Source organism: Bacillus sp. EB106-04-04-XG123 (genome assembly GCF_058791855.1).
Genome location: NZ_JBYTDZ010000003.1, coordinates 457415 through 474891 on the forward strand (window position 1 = coordinate 457415; position 17477 = coordinate 474891).

Sequence of the window (17477 nt, forward strand, 5' to 3'; positions counted from 1 at the left end):
TATGCCTATATCAATTTGGATTTAACCAATTGTTCTATTTCCCTCAAAATCATAAAAGGCTTGTGTTTGTTGGTTTAATTTTAGCATGTGAAATAGCTTTGGGTTTAGCTTTTGAAAGGTTTGAGTGCTGACCCATTTTACTTCTTCAATATCCTGATCCGGATCTAGAATGTTCATCTCTCCCCCGATCATTTCCGCAAAGAACGTAATGATCAGCGCATGATGCTTTTTATCTTGAAAGAATGCTTCACGAACCGAATGAAGTTCATTTACTTTGACAACATACCCTGTCTCTTCTTTCACTTCACGGATGACAGCTTGCTGCAGGTGTTCACCTTTTTCCACAGCACCGCCCGGAAGTTCCCAATATCCCTTTACATTCTTGACCGTTAATATATTTTCTTCCTCGTCATAAATAATAGCTGAAACCACGTCTACTCGTTTCAAATGAATCCCCCTTAACAATCCATTCACACCAATTGTCGAATAAATGGCACGAACTGTTCATTTTATACATTCTTATTGTACCGTATTCTTCATATCGATTGGAGGTCATAGCTTGTGGATGATCATTATTTTACTTATTGTCCTCATAGGATTTACAGGGAATATCGTTTCTCTTTTTAGACAAATCAAAGCATCAAACGAGAAAATCATCCAACTGTTAGAACATAAAAAAATAAAACCTCACGCAACTAGCAGGAGGTTTTTTCCATAGGGGAAATCTTACCGTTTTTCCTCAAACAACATATGTCTAATTCGTCGAATATAATGGAGCGCAATATGACCGAGACATAAAATGAGCCCAATCATCGCAAGAATATAGATGGGCAGCATCAAACCAGGTACATAGTTTATAACAAATCCCAAACTAAACGCTGTCAGCATATATATGCTGATCAACCTCATCAACACCATTCGAAGCCCTCCCTTTCTATAATCACTTTAACATATTTTCCCTTTATCTTCATAATATGCTTTAAAAAAGATGCGAATCCTTCAATTCACCTTTTTCGCCCGTGCTTCCTTCCACTGCTCAAGCTCCGATACTGTTAGTAACTGATATCCTTGCTTCGTCAATTCCTTGATGATCGTGACAGCTGCGTTGGCAGAGGTGTCATAGATGTCGTGCATTAAGACGGTTTCTCCGCTAGACGCATGTGAAAGAATGTAGTTTGCGACGTATTGGCTGTTGCGATATTTCCAGTCTTCAGGATCAACGTCCCAAAGCGTAACTTTCATGTTGACAGCCGCGTTGATCTGCCCGTTTGTTCCACCATATGGCGGTCTAAAGTGAGTCGGTGTGAATCCGCCTGCTTTTTCAATGATTTGCTGCGTATCTTCTACTTGTTTGATGGCTTGTTTTAATGGCAGTCTTGTGAGTAAAGGGTGATTATAGGAATGATTTCCGATTTCATTTCCACCTTTTCTGATTTCACCTAGCATATCAGGATAATATTGAACCCTGCTTCCTAATACAAAAAATGTCGCGTGTCCTTTGTTTTCTTTTAAAGCAGTTAAGATCTTTGAAGTCGTTGATGGATTTGGTCCATCATCAAATGTAAGGGCAATGGCTTTTTGATGTGGGTTAAATATTCGCTTTTTAGGCAGTTTTACAATCTTTCTTTTTGCGATCGGTTCTTTTTTCTCGTTTTTGTTCTTTTCTTTATTGATGTATTCTGGCTTTAACATTCCTTTAAGCAGTGTTTTCTTAATCGCCAGCACTTGAGGGCCTTTCTTGTCTGGTGCAATTTGCCCCGCTGGGAAGTAGAATTCAATAAAACGATCTTTGATGGCAAAATACTGATAATGCTCTGCCTCAGGAGATGTTCCTTGTTTAAGCAAATGCTTGTTTTCAGCAAGAGAGCGATCTTTTTTTAACTCCTCAAATGTCATTTGAGACAGTTTTTTCAGACTTTCTTTCTTTGATAAAAATAGATCATCTATCGATAAAAAATGCTGTTTCTTGAAATCAAAATTGAATATCTTCGTGTCATGTGTGCCTTTTACTCCGCCTTTCAATTCATATGTATTGAATTTGATTGCAGTAGTTTGTTTGGCATAATGAGTAATCTCGTAATCTATGTTTAATTCGTATCGATGATCTTCATCGACATCACTTGCTTCACTAAATGATGTTTTGAATTTATCGAGCGCTGTTTCTGCAAATCTTTTCATCTCTTGATCTAGCTTTTTTTGATGAAACACAGGATAGTTCACAGCATATCTCAAGTATCTCCCGTCATTCACGAGGGTCACAATTTCAACTTCTTTATAGCTCGCATCTGGTGCTACCTTCTTCTTCTCTGTCCCGCTTGCCTGCTGATTATGATAAAACGCGGCGATTCCTATGATCATCGCAAGTCCGCATAGGACGAGACTGACTTTCCATTTAATTGACACAAAAATTCTCCTCTCGTGATGCCGTCATGCCTGAATGACGTGTGTTTGTAGGATAGACTTTGCATGCCCCCTTTTTAGTTTGCAAATCACACAATTGTCACATTTTCGACACATTTTTAGAGAGGAATAAAAAGGACTGATTTCTCAGTCCTTTGATTACTTTTGCATATATAGTTGAAATAATTTCGTTTCCTCATCAATGGAACGCGCTCGATCAAATGCCGCTCTGACTGTCTTTGTATTGTTCATGAGCTCGTACATCATGGTCAGCACAAAGATAAATGCGGCATTCCCATCTATGTAATCGTCCGGCGCCGAATAAGATGTAGCTCCTGCCTCTAAAAAAGCATCTGCTAGATTTTTCTCTCCTAGTGTGCAGCCTGTAGAGATAACATGAACTCCTTCTAAGGAAGCATACCGCTTGATTTCATCCGCTCCAAAAGCAGTATCCCTAGGCTCTTCATCTTCGTATACATCTTCCCCTAATTCAGGCATGATAAATGCTCCTTCTTCACCATGAAACGATAAAAGAAGGTAATCTATTTCTCCTCTATTTCTACCAGATAACACATGAATAAGGTCATTTGGCCTTCCGATCCAATGCATATCAACTTTCGCGCCGAAGTTTTCAAGTGCTGCACGCAGTGCAAAAGATTCCAGCTCACTATTGGGTCCTGCGGCTAACGTAATGCGCATGGCCAGTTGATTCACTTCTATCTCCTCCAGTCTATGATAAAAATAAAACCATTTTTTCCTCATCTGCATATGTATCAGCCCATTTTAACGCTTTTTCTTCGACAGCGTACGACTCAAATCCAACGGAGCGATAGAGGCGCTTTGCTGAATGATTAGTTGTCACCACTGATAAATACACTTGCTCGATGTCGTGCTGTTCTTGCGCGAAGGAAAGAGCTTTCGTCATCAAGGTCTTGCCTGCTCCCATTCCGCGGGCATCAGCTGTTACATACATCGCAGTCAGATTCGCTCGGTGCTTTAACTTCTGCAAGGTTTCTTGGATGAGCGTGACTGCCCCCACAAGCTGTCCTTGATGAAAAGCGCCAAATGTCCACATAGATTGCGCCGAAGCAAAACGCGCTTTATATTTGTCCTTTGTATTGAATTGCTCTTCCTCATAGCTTAACGCAAAACCCTCTGGATTTACTCGCAGTGCTTCTAGTCTGAGTGCTGTATATTCTTCAGCATCATCTGTTGTTAACAATCGAATATTCAGAAAATCACCTCCAAAAGAATGATGGATACTTCCAATTTTATCTTGAAAAGAACTTTGGATCAAAATTTTATTCCTGAATATAAAAAGGCATCCTATAAAAGGATGCCCCTTCACTACCACTTACAGCGCTTCACCGGACGGCAGCAAGGATTTTTGATATCACTGCCGCAATCGTATTCTTCTACAATATACTCGTTGTGAGTCGATTCAGTGACCGGATAGTAGTTTTCTATTCTTTTAATGTTTTTATTGACGTTTGTGATATGCGTTGGATGAATTTTTCTGATCGTTTGTTCATTCGTTCTTGTGTTGACAATTTGACGTGTGGGGAAAACAACCGTTTCTTCTCGGCGAGGTCCAAAGAAGAAATCATCTAATCGATTTCGGCTCATCTTAACACCCCTTCAAGTTGTCTTTCACTTACACTCTATCGTATGTTAGAGTTACCTTTCGTGATTAGATGCATGTCTATTTTTAGAAAAATCAACTATCGATCTAGTTTTCTCTTTCTTTACAAAAGGGCAATTTTAACATATTATACAAATGATATATTGAGAAGATAGGACACCCATGAAAACAACACATAAGCTCTTTTTATTCACTGTATTTTCTCTACACATCATCAAATAAGAGGTGCACGATATGATTAACACGGCACAGCCATTCGAACGAAACAAGCTAGACATTGCACTAGAACTAACTCAATTACATCTGAATCAATATCAAACCAATCATCCTGATCAGCTGAGTGAAATTTACGCGAAATATTATGCGCTGATTGAAGTGCTGGATTTGTCTTCCTATGATCAATTAATTGATTTACTGCCAGATGAGCTTAAACAGACGCTTGAGTAAAAAAACCATCTATCCCATGTGGATAGATGGTTTTCTTAAATTTATACACGTGCAGCCATATCGGTTTCGATTTGCTCTAAGCTTCTTCCCTTTGTTTCGACTAGCACAAATCGGGTGAATAATAATCCGATTAAGCAGATGACGCCAAATGAGGAGAAAATAACCCCAAAGCTGAATTGATCTGCCAGGATAGGGAAAACGAGTCCAACTGCTAACGATCCGGTCCAGTTAAAGGCAGAAGAGATACCTGCTCCGATGCCTCTGACAGATAACGGGAAGATTTCGCCAATGATGATCCAAGTGATCGGTGCCCACGAGAAGGCATAGCACAAAATAAAGCAGCAAAGTGAAATCAATGTCACCCAGTTTAAAATTCCTTCACTGACGCCAAGTGCACCTAATGCGGCTGGTGCAAAGAAAGAAAGAGCCATGCCCGATCCCCCTACGGTGAGAATCGTTCGGCGATCGAAGCGGTCAACAAATTGTAAAAAGATTACGGTCGTGACGACAAAAATGACACCGACAATGACTGTAAAACCTGCGGCAACCTGCGGCGCAAGGCCTACATTCCGAGCGATACTCGTTGCATAATAGACAATGGAGTTCGCGCCTTGAATTTGTTGAAGGGTCGCCATTCCAACCCCAATGAAAAGAGCCATTCTGAATTTCTTTTGAAACAATTCACGAATACCCGAGCGTTCTTCTTTGGCGACTTCTAAGATTTCCTGCATTTCTGATTCGATTTCTTCACGAGAAGAACGCAGTGATCCTAATACCTCTCGTGCTTTATGAGCCATTCCGTGTTTAATCAAATATCTCGGAGATTCAGGAAGCTTCAGCATGCCAATATAAAGCACAATCGCAAATAAAGCAGCACTTCCCAGCATCCAGCGCCAGCTGTCTGGGATGGGTTCAAACACAAACGCGACAATATAGCTGAGCAAGAGTCCAGTTACAATCATGAGCTGATTGAGTCCAGATAATTTCCCGCGGATTTTAGCAGGAGCGATTTCAGACATGTAAGCCGGAACCAATGATGAGGCTGTTCCTACTGCTGTCCCTAAAAAGATACGAGCGATGGTGAGTGAAATCTCTTCTGGTGCGACAGCTGATCCGATAGCCCCGATAAAAAAGATAACGGATGAGACCAAAATGAGTTTTCTGCGGCCAAATTTATCCCCTAAGAGACCGCTTAAGATGGAGCCAATGATGGCCCCGCCCATTAATGAAGAGACAACAATTCCAAGCCATAATGGGCTGAGCTGAAATTCTTCCTGAATATGTCCTTCTGCCCCTGCAATAATACCAATATCATACCCAAATAAGATGCCTGCAAAGGACCCGAAAAAGAAGATAAATTTGCTTGACACTTTTTTCTCCAAGTGGATGACCCCCTCACTTAATTAACCGCTTTCATTTCTCCCTGTGCTTCCACTGTAAACAGTAGAAGACCTTTCATCCTTCTTCTATAAAACCACATATTCTGCATTGACAAGCTTTGTAAACTGAACAATTTGATCGACCGTTAAATTGAGAGACACGACTGTATGATGGCCTCCCCCTTGCTTAATCCATGCTTTGACGCCATCCTGAAAATTCGGTTTGATTTTCCACAATACACGCGCAACTGGTAAATGAGGTGCCGCTTCCTCCGGCTCAAAGGCTTCGACTTCTTGTATCAGCCATTTGAAATGTGTTCCAAAATCCGCTATGGAAACAACAACACCTTCGCCTGCTTTTCCATCAAATACAAGACGTGCTGGATCTTCCCGGTTTCCAATGCCAAGTGGAGACACGACTATGACGGGTTTTGTATGTGCGAGCGCTGGATCTACTTCCAGCATATGAGATTGCAGCACCGCTTCATGTCCAGACGTCATTTCATATGTGTAGTCCTCCATAAAACCAGTGGATTGATGATGGCTCATCACCTTTAATAAGCGGGATAGTGCAGCCGTTTTCCAATCGCCTTCCCCAGCAAAGCCGTATCCCTTTGCCATCAGCCGCTGTACCGCAAGTCCAGGCAGCTGCTTCATCCCATGTAAATCTTCAAAGTTTGTTGTAAAGGCATGATAGCCGCCTTCATCTAAGAAACGTTTGATGGCGATTTCATATCGCGCCTGCACCTTGACACTTTTTTCCCATTCTTCAACTGAATACGTTCCATAATTCACATCATATTGCGTTAAATACTCAGCAAATAATGCATCTACCTCTTCTTCCGCTACTGCATTTACATATTCGACAAGGTCGCCTATTCCAAAGTAATCAACGGTCCATCCTAATTGAATCTGCGCTTCGATTTTATCGCCTTCTGTCACGGCCACATGCCGCATGTTGTCACCAAACCGGGCTACTTTGATGTGAAAGCTCTCATGATAGGCAGCCGCAACGTCCATCCAATCAGCAATTTGCTGCTGCACATCCGGCTTAGACCAATGACCGGTCACAATTTGGTTTTGTTTATTTAAACGTGCATTGATATAGCCATATTCTCTATCTCCATGTGCGGATTGATGAAGATTCATATAGTCCATGTTGATCGTGTCCCACGGGATCTTTTCATAATATTGTGTGACAAGATGCAAAAGAGGTTTTTGCAAAAGATTGGTCCCGCGTATCCACATTTTCGCTGGAGAAAATGTATGCATCCACGTCATCACGCCAATGACTTCATCGCGATAATTGACCTCTTTCATTAGCTTTGTGATTTGATCGGCGCTGACAGCCAGCTCCTGCAAAATCACTGGATAAGGAAGTAAACCGCTCTCATTTAAGGCATCTGTCATCTTTTGTGCATTTGCTTTTACTTTTTGCAGTGCTTCATCACCATATAAATGCTGTGACCCAACGATAAACCAAAATTCTTTTTTCTGACTTGTTAACATTGATATCCCTCTTTTCTTTATCTTGAAGGTTTTTGTCCGTAATACGCATGCTTTCCATGTTTTCTTAAGTAATGTTTATCTAAAATTCGCTGCGGCAATGGCTCCGCAAATTCGTTCAATTGCTTGGCAAAAAGGTTCATTTTGGCAACTTCATCTAAAATCACACTGTTTGTGACCGCACTTTTTGCATCCTTCCCCCATGTAAACGGACCATGCCCTTGAAGCAATACACCCGGCACCGCCATGACATCTAGGTTTCTTTTCTCAAACGTTTCGATGATCAGCCGGCCGGTCTCTACCTCATAACCGCGATTGACTTCTTCTTCTGTCAGAAAACGAGCGCACGGAACGGCGCCGTAAAATGTATCGGCATGTGTTGTGCCCATTGCTGGTAAATCAAGACCTGCCTGCGCCCAAACGGTTGCCCACATAGAATGGCTATGTGAAATGCCCCCTATTTCCTCAAAGTGTTTGTAAAGAACCGCATGTGTAGCTGTATCTGACGAAGGACTGAATTCTCCTTCCACCACTTCACCGTCAAAGTTCACCACGACCATATCTTTTGCTGATAGTTGGTCATACGCTATGCCGCTCGGCTTAATCACAAACAAACCACTGTCACGATCACATGCACTGACATTGCCCCATGTAAATTTCACAAGTCCGTATTTTGGCAAATCTAAATTTGCTTGATACACTTCTTCTTTTAAGCGATCTAGCATACCGTCGTCACTCCTTTCTTTTGCATCAGATGCGCTACTGCCGCCTCTTCAATCGGAAGCCCCTTTTGATAGCGCTTTAAAAATTCGTCAAAGCCTTTGACATCGAGTGGATCGGGCTCCATGGGCTCTTCTGATGTATGGGCAAATACCCGGTGGGTAAGAAATTCAGCCAATGTTTGCTGATGATGATGGACCATATATGAAGCAAGGACCGCCATCCCAAACGCACCGCCTTCTCCCGCTGTTGAAACGACTGATACAGGTGTATTCAGCGCTGCGGCAACCATTTTTTGTCCAACGAGCGGTGTTTTAAATAATCCCCCATGTCCTAGTAAGCGGTCAATCACTACATGCTCCTGTTCCTTTAACCGGTCCATGCCTATTTTCATAGCACCAAAAGCGGAGAACAAATGGGTGCGCATGAAATTAGCGAGGTTAAAGCGGCTTTCAGGAGACCTGACAAAAAGAGGTCTTCCTTCTGGCAGTCTCGTAATATTTTCACCAGAGTAATAGCCATAGCTTAAGAGTCCGCCGCCCTCTCGATCTGCTTCTAAAGCTTGCTGCAATAGGGACTCGTATAACCTTTCTGACTCCACTTGCATGCCTAGTGCTTCAAATGCCTCTCTGAATATATTCATCCAAGCGTTTAGGTCACTTGTACAGTTATTCGCATGAACCATGGCAACTGGCAGTCCATCCGGCGTCGTGACAAGATCCACTTCTGGATAGACACCTTTTAGATCCTGCTCTAGCACAATCATGGCAAAAACAGATGTCCCAACAGAAATATTCCCAGTCCGTCTTTCTACACTGTTTGTCGCCACCATTCCCGTTCCAGCGTCACCTTCCGGCGGGCAAAATGGAATGCCTGGCTGCAAATGTTTTCCTTGATCCAAAATGGCAGCTCCTGCTGTAGTTAACACGCCAGCCTCTTCGCCTGCTAAATAGACACGCGGCAAAAGGTGGCGAAGCTTCCACGGGTAGCCTTTTTCTGCAATCAATGCTTCAAATTGCTGGATCATTTCTTCATTGTAGTCCTTCGTTTCGTCATCAATTGGAAACATCCCTGATGCATCGCCAATACCAATGGCCTGCTTTCCGGTTAACAGCCAGTGAATATATCCAGACAAAGTGGTCATATATTCTAATCGGGATAGGTGTTTTTCCTCTTCTAATACCGCTTGATACAAATGAGCAATACTCCATCTTTCTGGAATATGAAATTGAAATACATCTGTCAGCTTTTGACTCGCCTCGATGGTCGTTGCATTTCGCCATGTTCGGAACGGAACGAGAACCTCTCCTGTATGATCACATGCCACATAACCATGCATCATCGCTGATACCCCGATTGAGCCAATGGTTTGAATGGTCACACCATACTTTTGCTCGGCCTGTTCTTTCATCTCTCGATAGGCCACTTGCAGACCTGTAATGATATCAATTAAGTTGTACGTCCAAATGCCATCCTGGAGAAAACTTTCCCATTCATATGCACCTTGTGCAATTGGCTGAAATTCCTCATCTATTAAAATCGCTTTAATTCGTGTTGAACCAAATTCAATGCCTAAAGATGTCCGTCCTTCTTTCAAGGCTTTGGCCGTCTCTTTATGATTCAATCTACGTTCACCCCCATTTTGATAGCGGTTTCAATTTTGTTTTTCTAGATTCATTGATTCTCTGGTACAATCACAATATAATATTTGTACGTACATATGTCAATAATAAATATAGTTGTACATACACAATGTGACAAAAACCTGCATTTTTTCTGGAGGGGTCATGACAGAAAAGGAAAGCGCCTGTTTTTGATTCGACAACCATGTTAAAATATGTCCATACAATTTCTTCTCAATCCGAGTAGATGATCAACTGAGAAAGAAGTGAAACGATGAAAAAGAAGTACCAGATCATTATTGATGATATAAAAAGCAAAATACTCACAGGGGATTATCGGATCGGGGAGCGCATTCCAACCGAATCAAGCCTGCAAGACATGTATCAAGTAAGCAGACATACAGTTCGAAAAGCCATTTTGGAATTGTCCAGCGAAGGATTTTTGCGCAGCGAAAAAGGTTCAGGCACATTTGTGACCAATCAATATCAAACAAAACCTGCGGGACATGCACATATGAAAACGATTGGGGTCATTACAACATACATATCCGATTACATTTTCCCTTCTATCATTCGAGGCATTGAAAGCCGATTAAACGAAGAGAACTATTCCTTGTTACTGGCAAGCACAAATAACGATGTTGAGCAGGAGAAAAAAGCACTGGAAATGATGCTGTCTTTTGGGGTGGACGGACTTATTGTCGAGCCGACGAAAAGCAATTTATATAATCCAAACATTTCGTACTACTTATCCTTTAAAGAACAGGATGTACCGCTCATTATGATCAATGCCTATTATGAGCAGCTAGAGGTTCCTTTTCTCTGTTTAGATGATGTGAAGTCCAGCTATTTAGCCACAAAAGAGCTGATCACCTCGGGCCATCAGCAAATTGGACTTATTTCAAAAACAGATGATTTACAGGGGAAATATCGGATGAAGGGCTATATTCAAGCGCTAGGTGAAGCGAAGCTTAATTTCCTGCCTGAGCATGTGCTCTTTTTCGATACAGAATCGAAGCAGCATTTGGGGGAGCAAATTCACACATTTCTGATGGCGCACAGACATGAACTGACCGCCCTTGTTTGCTATAACGATGAGGTGGGATTAGAAGTCGCCAGCGTATGCAGCGAAATCGGGCTGTCCATTCCAGATGATCTCTCGATTATTGGACAGGATAATTCGTATATTGCCCAGAAAAATGCCCATGTGAAGCTGACAACACTGACCCATCCACAGGAGCAAATGGGCCGTGATGCAGCAGACTGGATGATTAAAAAAGTACAAGGGAAAAAGAATCTCCCTGATCAAACGTTTTACGAGCCTGAATTGGTTCCAGGTGAAACGATCAAACGAATAAAATGAGCCCTTGCCGCAGGTGGCTCATTTTATTTTAGATTCCAGCATAAGGCGTGAATGGTTCGGCTCCCTGAAATGAAAGACATGTGTTTCCCCTCATTCATCATGAATCAATAAAAAATCCCCATCTTATAAAAAGATAGGGAACATATCTATTACGCCTCTTCTTTAGGGGAAGGCACCGCACATACGCCATCTGCACATGCTGCTTCAAACGCATTGTCAGCAGCTTTCTCTGCTTGAGCTGCTTCCTCTGTCCAAGCTGTTTCAAGTGCGCGCAGGAACGTATCTGCTGACTGTGCACCTGCCACTGAATATTTGTTATTGATTAAGAAAAATGGTACGGCATTAATACCAAGCTGTCTCGCTTCTTTTTCATCTTCTCGTACATGATCTGCAAATTCCTCGCTGTCAAGAGCTTGCTCTACTTCCTTTAAGTCAAGACCTGCTTTTTCTGCAATGTCTAAAAGAGTTTGACGGTCACCAACATGCTTTCCGTCTGTAAAATACGCTTGAAACAGCTCTCCCATGACGAAATCACCTTTCCCCTTTTGACCAGCATATTGCGCCAATCGGTGGGCATCAAAGGTGTTTGTCAACACGAGCGGATCGAATTGAAAATCGATTCCTTTCTCTTTACCGGCCTGCTTCACCTGCTCATTCATCGCCATGGCCTGGCTGCGGCTCATGCCATATTTTTTGACGAGCATATCGTGAACGTCATGATCGACATCAACAGGTGCGTGCGGATCAAGCTCAAAGCTTTTAAACTCTATCTCTACCTGTTCCTTCTCTGGAAATTGTTCTAGCGCTGTTTCCAGCTGTTTTTTTCCTATATAACAAAAAGGACAGGCGATATCTGACCAAATTTGTACTTTCATGTTCATCTTCCTTCCGTGCTGCACTTTTTCTTCAAAGATGTAACTATTATAGTTACATCTCTTCACTTATGTCAAGATACTGTATGCCTTTTAGACGAAAAAAACCTTTCCTTCTAGGCAAGGAAAGGTCATATCAAACATGAAATTCATATTGTATCACTTTTTTAAAATAGAGCTTCTAGAAAAGAAGAAATGTTGGCTTTTTCTTTACCTCAAATGTTGAAACATTGTCACCTATTGATTGTTTTATTCTCATTTGATGGAATATCTGTAAAATAATTATTTCTTATGAAATAACCCAAAATTCTTCTGAAAATATAAACATCTACTTTAGGCAAATCCATAGAAATTTTTTGAAGGATTTCATTTGTCTGATTACTATCGAAAATTATAGAACCTTTATCTGATTTTGAATCCATTAAAAAACTGCTGAGTGCTTCAATAGATCCTTCTTTTTCTTTATTGACCGTATCCAACCATTTTTTCATACTCTTTCTTTTTAATTTAAATCCTTCTTTTTCTATAACTGTAATAACATCATCAAAATCAAGCGATTCCGAATTATATATATGGAAATTACCACCCATTTCTTCAGATATAGATATTTTTACAATCGATTTACTTGCATAATTCACTGGCACTAAATTCAATTTCCCTAACTCTGTGGGTGCCATCTTCATCTCAATACAGCCTGCAATAATTCTCCATATCAGATCATTTTTTTGACATGCACCTGTTTGCAGATCTCCTGTTAAGCGACCACAGCGATAAATTGATACAGGTATGCCACGTTTGCGTGCAATTTGAATTATATTTTCTGCAACCCACTTACTCTCTGTGTACCCAATAGATCCCCCTAGATGCTCAGGGGTTGGCATATGTTCTTCATTTATAAATTCTGTGCTACCTTCTTCAGAATTAGAAAAAACATATATTGTCGAGATAAAATGAACTGGTTTAATTTTTTTAAGACAGGCGAGCCTTAGAATTTCTTCCGTACCTAAAACATTTGATTTCTTTAAAGCATCGTACGGATAAATAAAATTAACAAGCGCTCCATTATGGTAAATAACACTAATATCACTTGCCAATTTGAGAAATTTTTCTTCCGTTAGCCCTAATAATGGCCTTGATAAATCACCTACAATTGGAATAATACGATCTTTAAATTTTTCATTCCAAATTTCATACTTCTTTAATGCATTTTGAATACGCAAAAAACCTGACTCTGTTGAATTGGCGCGCACTAAACAATAAATTTTTGCAGAACTCATCTTTAGTAGATCACGTAACAAAAAAGCACCTAAGAAACCGGTTGCACCTGTTAAAAAAACATTATCTATGTAAGAAGTATCTTTATTTTCAAATGGCTCAGTTGGTTGTATAGATGAATCTAATGAGACTTCATTCAATAGATACTCTAATTGATGTTTTTCAAACTCTTCCTCACCAATTACATTTAAGCTTTCAATATTTTCTGCCATACCTGCTATTGTAGGATACTCAAATAAAATGCGGAGTGGAATATGGATGTTAAACTCTTCACGCAATTTAAAAATAAGTTTATTTGCACTCAGTGAATGTCCACCAATCTCGAAGAAGTCATCATAAATAGATATCTTATTTTCGCCCAAAACATCTTTCCAATGGTGTAGTATTACTTTTTCTTTATTATTTCTCGGTGGTGTATAACCGTTTATGAATGTTTTTTCTATTTCTCTAGGAAGAGGCAATGCTTTTTTATTCAATTTCCCATTCGGGGTGATTGGGATAGAATCTAATTTAATTAAATAGGAAGGTACCATATAATTAGGCAAAAATTTCGAAACATAATCTTTAAGTTCTATTGAGGAAATATTGCTACCTTTCTTTTCAATATAATAACCTATTAAAATATCTTCCTCTTGATGGTCTTCATTTGTTAAAATGATTATCTCCTCAATCGATTCATTTTTTCTGATAGCTGCTTCAATTTCTCCTAATTCAATACGATATCCACGAACCTTAACTTGGTCATCCTCCCTTCCAATAAATTGAATTTCCCCATTTGGAAGGAGCTTAGCCAAATCACCCGTTTTATACATCAAATCCTTATTTTTAAAATGGTCTTTAAAAAATCGCTGTTTTGTTAATTCTGGTTTGTTTAAATAACCTCGAGCTACACCGTCGCCAGATATAAATAAATCACCGACTACACCTATTGGCTGTAATTGTAGGGAAGAATCTAAAATATACATTTGAGTATTTGAGATTGGCTTTCCTATAGAAATATTACCGTGGGTAACATCTTTAATCGCTGACCAAATTGTAGTTTCAGTCGGTCCATACATATTGAAAATTTGAGCGTTTGAGTTGCTTCGCAATCCTTCCAATAACTCTTTAGTTAGAGCTTCTCCTCCCACCATTATTTCCGAAAGATTCATTAAACTAGAAGCTAAAGATTTATTTTGTAAGAATAACCTATATCGAGAAGGAGTAGTTTGCATCATTTTTACATCATATTTTTTTATAAGATTTGTTAATGATTCTGCATCAGAAAGTTCTTTTTCACTTGCTAAAATTATATGCTGACCTATAGTTAAAGGTAATAATATCTCTAACATAAAAATATCAAAGGATATTGTTGTTACTGCTAAAATAGGTTTATTTCTTTTAAAGTTGACAACTTGTGACACTGCATTAATAAAGTTATTTAATGATTTATGTTCCACCATAACCCCTTTAGGATTTCCAGTAGATCCTGAAGTATATATCACATAGGCTAATTGGTTTTCATTAATTAAATTAATTGATGCTTCTTTATTTTCATTTTTGATTAAGTCAGATTCTTCATCTAGATAAATAATTTTACTATTATCAAATGCAAAATTTTCACTAAACTGTTTATTGGTTATTATTAAGGATGTCCTTGAATCTTCTATAATATATCTTATTCTTTCTTTTGGAAATGATGGATCTATTGGAACAAAGCAACCTCCAGCTTTAAGGATTCCTAGAATACAAATTACCATGTTAATCGATCTTTCAACACATACTCCTATAATATCTTCTGAACCCACGCCATATTTTTTCAAATAATTAGCAAATTTGCTTGAATTTTCATTTAAATCTTTATACGTTATTGATTGGTTATCAGATGAAATTGCAATTTGTTTAGGAAATGAATTTGCTTGATCTGTGAATAACTTTAAAAATGATTGATTAGCTGAACTAGATAAATCACATTTATTATAGATATCATTTTTCTGCACCAGATCTTTTTGAACTAGAGATATACTGTTTATTGGAACTTCTATCGAATTTACGATTTCATTTAAAATGTTTTCAAAATGTTTCATCATTTGAATAATGGTACTTTTCTCAAATAAATCTTTATTATACTCGAATGTACAAATAAGCCCTTTTTTTGATTCACTCATTGTTAGACTCAAATCAAACTTTGACATAGACGAATTGACTTCAATATCCAGAGGCTCAATTCTTATATCATCCATTGAGAGATAATCAAGTTGAATATTTTGCAAAGTAAACATAACTTGGATTAGAGGCGAGTGGCTTAAGCTTCTTTTTATTTGCAATTTTTCAACTAGCTTCTCAAACGGGATCTCTCGATTTGAAAATGCTTCAAGAGAAGTTTTGTTTACACGATTTAATAGTTGTTTAAATGTAAGCTCCCCTGACACATTTGTACGAAAAACCAGGGTATTAATAAAACACCCTATTAGTTCTTCAGTTTCAGGTATCTCTCGTCCTGCAACTGGACTTCCGATTACTATATCTTCTTGGCCTGTATAACGAAACAACAGTAATTTGAAACCAGTTAATAAAGTCATAAATAACGTGACTCCTTCTTTTTTGCTGATTTCATTTAATTTGTTCATCAAATTAACGGGCAAATTAATTGTATGCATCCCTCCTCTATATGTTTGTATCGCTGGTCTTGAATGATCTATAGGTAGTGAAATTAATGGTTTAATCCCCCTTAATTTATTCTTCCAATAAGTAATTTTCTTTTCAAACATCTTCTCATTTAGATATTTATGTTGCCAGACTGCGTAATCTGCATACTGTATAGAGAGGTGAGGAAGTTTTAATTGTTTTCCTTTTTTTAAAGTTAAATAATTCTGCTTTAATTTTTGCATGATAATATTAAGTGACCATCCGTCGGAAATAATATGATGCATATTCAAGAGAAAAACATAATTATTTTTCTCTTTTTGAATTAATGTTGCACGAATTAGTGGACCTTTTGTTAAATCAAATGGTTTATTAAATTTTTTATTAATTAGACTTTTTACTTCATCTTCTTTATTATTGAAACAACTTAAATCCTTAAAATCCATATTCCAATTTACACTATCACTAATAACTTGACATATCTCACCATTCACTTCTTTAAAAGTTGTCCTTAATATCTCGTGTTGTTTAATGATACTAATTAAACTGTTCTCCCATAGATCAATGCAAAGTTCGCCTTTTATATTTAATAAAAGTGGAAGATTATATAATGAACTGTTAGGAACTAGTTGATCCAGAAACCAAATGCGCTGTTGAGCATATGAAAGTGGCATTATTTCTTCTTGGATAATTTGAACAGAATCAGCTCTCTCTTCTTGACTATGATTCTCTGTGTTTTTGTTATTCATATCTTCCAAACTCCTCTCCTGTAATAATTGATTAACGTTAAATTTTTTTACTCTATTTATTGAGAACTTAACATCCACTCAAACAAAGTAAAAATTGCAAATAAAAGTAAGGAGGATATCCAAGAAGCTTTCTTTGAAAGACCTGATACTTGTTGAAAACCTATTGCAAACAGTACAAATGACCATATGGTGAATAACTCTATTTTTTTAAGTAGATTTTCTATTGGAGGGGATGAGTTAATAAAACTACTTAAAGAGGTTATTTGCATATATGGACTAGTTTGAAAAACTATTATGATAATAGTGTTAACAATATCGCCTATAACGCCTATTAAGCTTATATATATAAACATCGATAGCATTTGGTGATAATTACTCTGTCCCTTAAAAATTTTAGATATGAAATACATAATAGCTGGTGCTATGAAAATAAAAATAATTAATCCAGCAAGAACTAATACCATAAAAGGTATTAGTTCTTCTATCTCTTTAGTTTTATTATCTGAATATGAAATTCGAAAATATAAAGATACAAGATTCAAGATAATTATTATATTCAAAGGCCACCAGACAGTAGGTCTTTTTCTTATTTCATTTAATTGTACAGTTGGATTTGTAATCATTTTTAAAAGTGATGGTTTTTGTGTTCTCTCAATTTCATTAACTTTCTTTTTCATATTATTTCCTCTCAATAAATTGTTTTTGGCTTCAACCAATTAATTCTTTTTTAAGTGCTTCTTTGATGAGATGAGCTAGGATAATATTTCTTACGTTCCACACGTTCAATCGTTGGAAGATATGTCTTTTCGTCTGTCTTTTGAACGTATTCTGATAATTCTTTAATTGTTGGACGTGAGAAGATTTCGTTTATTGGTAC

The 17477-nt window shown here is 38.4% G+C and carries 15 protein-coding genes; 2 read left to right on the forward strand and 13 right to left on the reverse strand.

Annotated elements, in window-relative coordinates:
* Positions 1-21: 21 nt before the first annotated feature.
* The 6 genes from AC3WTB_RS12935 to AC3WTB_RS12960 all read right to left on the reverse strand — a co-directional run bounded on the left by AC3WTB_RS12935 (position 22) and on the right by AC3WTB_RS12960 (position 4026).
* Positions 22-447 carry an NUDIX hydrolase gene (locus tag AC3WTB_RS12935; RefSeq protein WP_144491388.1) on the reverse strand — a complete coding sequence of 142 codons (426 nt, stop codon included), beginning with the start codon at positions 445-447 and terminating at the stop codon, positions 22-24.
* 279 nt (positions 448-726) lie between these two features.
* Complete coding sequence (locus tag AC3WTB_RS12940) at positions 727-918, reverse strand: hypothetical protein (protein WP_126681560.1); 192 nt, start codon at positions 916-918, stop codon at positions 727-729.
* A gap of 81 nt (positions 919-999) precedes the next feature.
* Positions 1000-2403, reverse strand: coding sequence for a polysaccharide deacetylase family protein (locus AC3WTB_RS12945; RefSeq protein WP_144491387.1), 1404 nt, complete (start codon positions 2401-2403; stop codon positions 1000-1002).
* Positions 2404-2559: 156 nt separating this feature from the next.
* Positions 2560-3114 (reverse strand): delta-aminolevulinic acid dehydratase, encoded by a 555-nt coding sequence (locus tag AC3WTB_RS12950; protein ID WP_144491386.1) that lies wholly within the window; start codon positions 3112-3114, stop codon positions 2560-2562.
* 16 nt (positions 3115-3130) lie between these two features.
* Complete coding sequence (locus tag AC3WTB_RS12955) at positions 3131-3697, reverse strand: GNAT family N-acetyltransferase (protein ID WP_492333794.1); 567 nt, start codon at positions 3695-3697, stop codon at positions 3131-3133.
* A gap of 50 nt (positions 3698-3747) precedes the next feature.
* A complete protein-coding gene (locus AC3WTB_RS12960; protein ID WP_039180101.1) occupies positions 3748-4026 on the reverse strand; it encodes a spore coat protein in 279 nt (92 codons plus the stop codon).
* 250 nt (positions 4027-4276) lie between these two features.
* Here AC3WTB_RS12960 and AC3WTB_RS12965 point away from each other — a divergent pair, with 250 nt between their 5' ends.
* On the forward strand, positions 4277-4489 hold the full coding sequence (locus tag AC3WTB_RS12965) for a hypothetical protein (protein ID WP_064497634.1): 213 nt from the start codon (positions 4277-4279) through the stop codon (positions 4487-4489).
* A gap of 41 nt (positions 4490-4530) precedes the next feature.
* On the opposite strand, the gene AC3WTB_RS12970 is transcribed toward AC3WTB_RS12965, so the two are convergent.
* From AC3WTB_RS12970 to AC3WTB_RS12985, 4 genes are all read right to left on the reverse strand, one after another.
* Positions 4531-5871, reverse strand: coding sequence for a sugar porter family MFS transporter (locus AC3WTB_RS12970; protein ID WP_106025008.1), 1341 nt, complete (start codon positions 5869-5871; stop codon positions 4531-4533).
* 84 nt (positions 5872-5955) lie between these two features.
* Complete coding sequence (gene araA, locus AC3WTB_RS12975; protein ID WP_492333795.1) at positions 5956-7377, reverse strand: L-arabinose isomerase; 1422 nt, start codon at positions 7375-7377, stop codon at positions 5956-5958.
* Positions 7378-7394: 17 nt separating this feature from the next.
* Entirely contained in the window at positions 7395-8099 is a 705-nt protein-coding gene (locus AC3WTB_RS12980) for an L-ribulose-5-phosphate 4-epimerase (RefSeq protein WP_039180113.1), read from the reverse strand.
* Positions 8093-9718 carry a xylulokinase gene (locus tag AC3WTB_RS12985; protein ID WP_492333796.1) on the reverse strand — a complete coding sequence of 542 codons (1626 nt, stop codon included), beginning with the start codon at positions 9716-9718 and terminating at the stop codon, positions 8093-8095. The genes AC3WTB_RS12980 and AC3WTB_RS12985 overlap by 7 nt, the downstream gene beginning before the upstream one ends.
* A 272-nt stretch (positions 9719-9990) precedes the next feature.
* Between AC3WTB_RS12985 and AC3WTB_RS12990 the strand changes: the two genes are divergently transcribed.
* Complete coding sequence (locus AC3WTB_RS12990) at positions 9991-11079, forward strand: GntR family transcriptional regulator (RefSeq protein ID WP_047201947.1); 1089 nt, start codon at positions 9991-9993, stop codon at positions 11077-11079.
* 149 nt (positions 11080-11228) lie between these two features.
* On the opposite strand, the gene AC3WTB_RS12995 is transcribed toward AC3WTB_RS12990, so the two are convergent.
* The 3 genes from AC3WTB_RS12995 to yknW form a co-directional block, all read right to left on the reverse strand.
* Complete coding sequence (locus AC3WTB_RS12995; protein WP_099663472.1) at positions 11229-11954, reverse strand: DsbA family oxidoreductase; 726 nt, start codon at positions 11952-11954, stop codon at positions 11229-11231.
* A gap of 230 nt (positions 11955-12184) precedes the next feature.
* Positions 12185-16600 carry a non-ribosomal peptide synthetase family protein gene (locus AC3WTB_RS13000; RefSeq protein WP_492333797.1) on the reverse strand — a complete coding sequence of 1472 codons (4416 nt, stop codon included), beginning with the start codon at positions 16598-16600 and terminating at the stop codon, positions 12185-12187.
* A gap of 56 nt (positions 16601-16656) precedes the next feature.
* Positions 16657-17277, reverse strand: coding sequence for a YknW family membrane protein (gene yknW, locus AC3WTB_RS13005; RefSeq protein ID WP_064497640.1), 621 nt, complete (start codon positions 17275-17277; stop codon positions 16657-16659).
* Positions 17278-17477 lie beyond the last annotated feature (200 nt).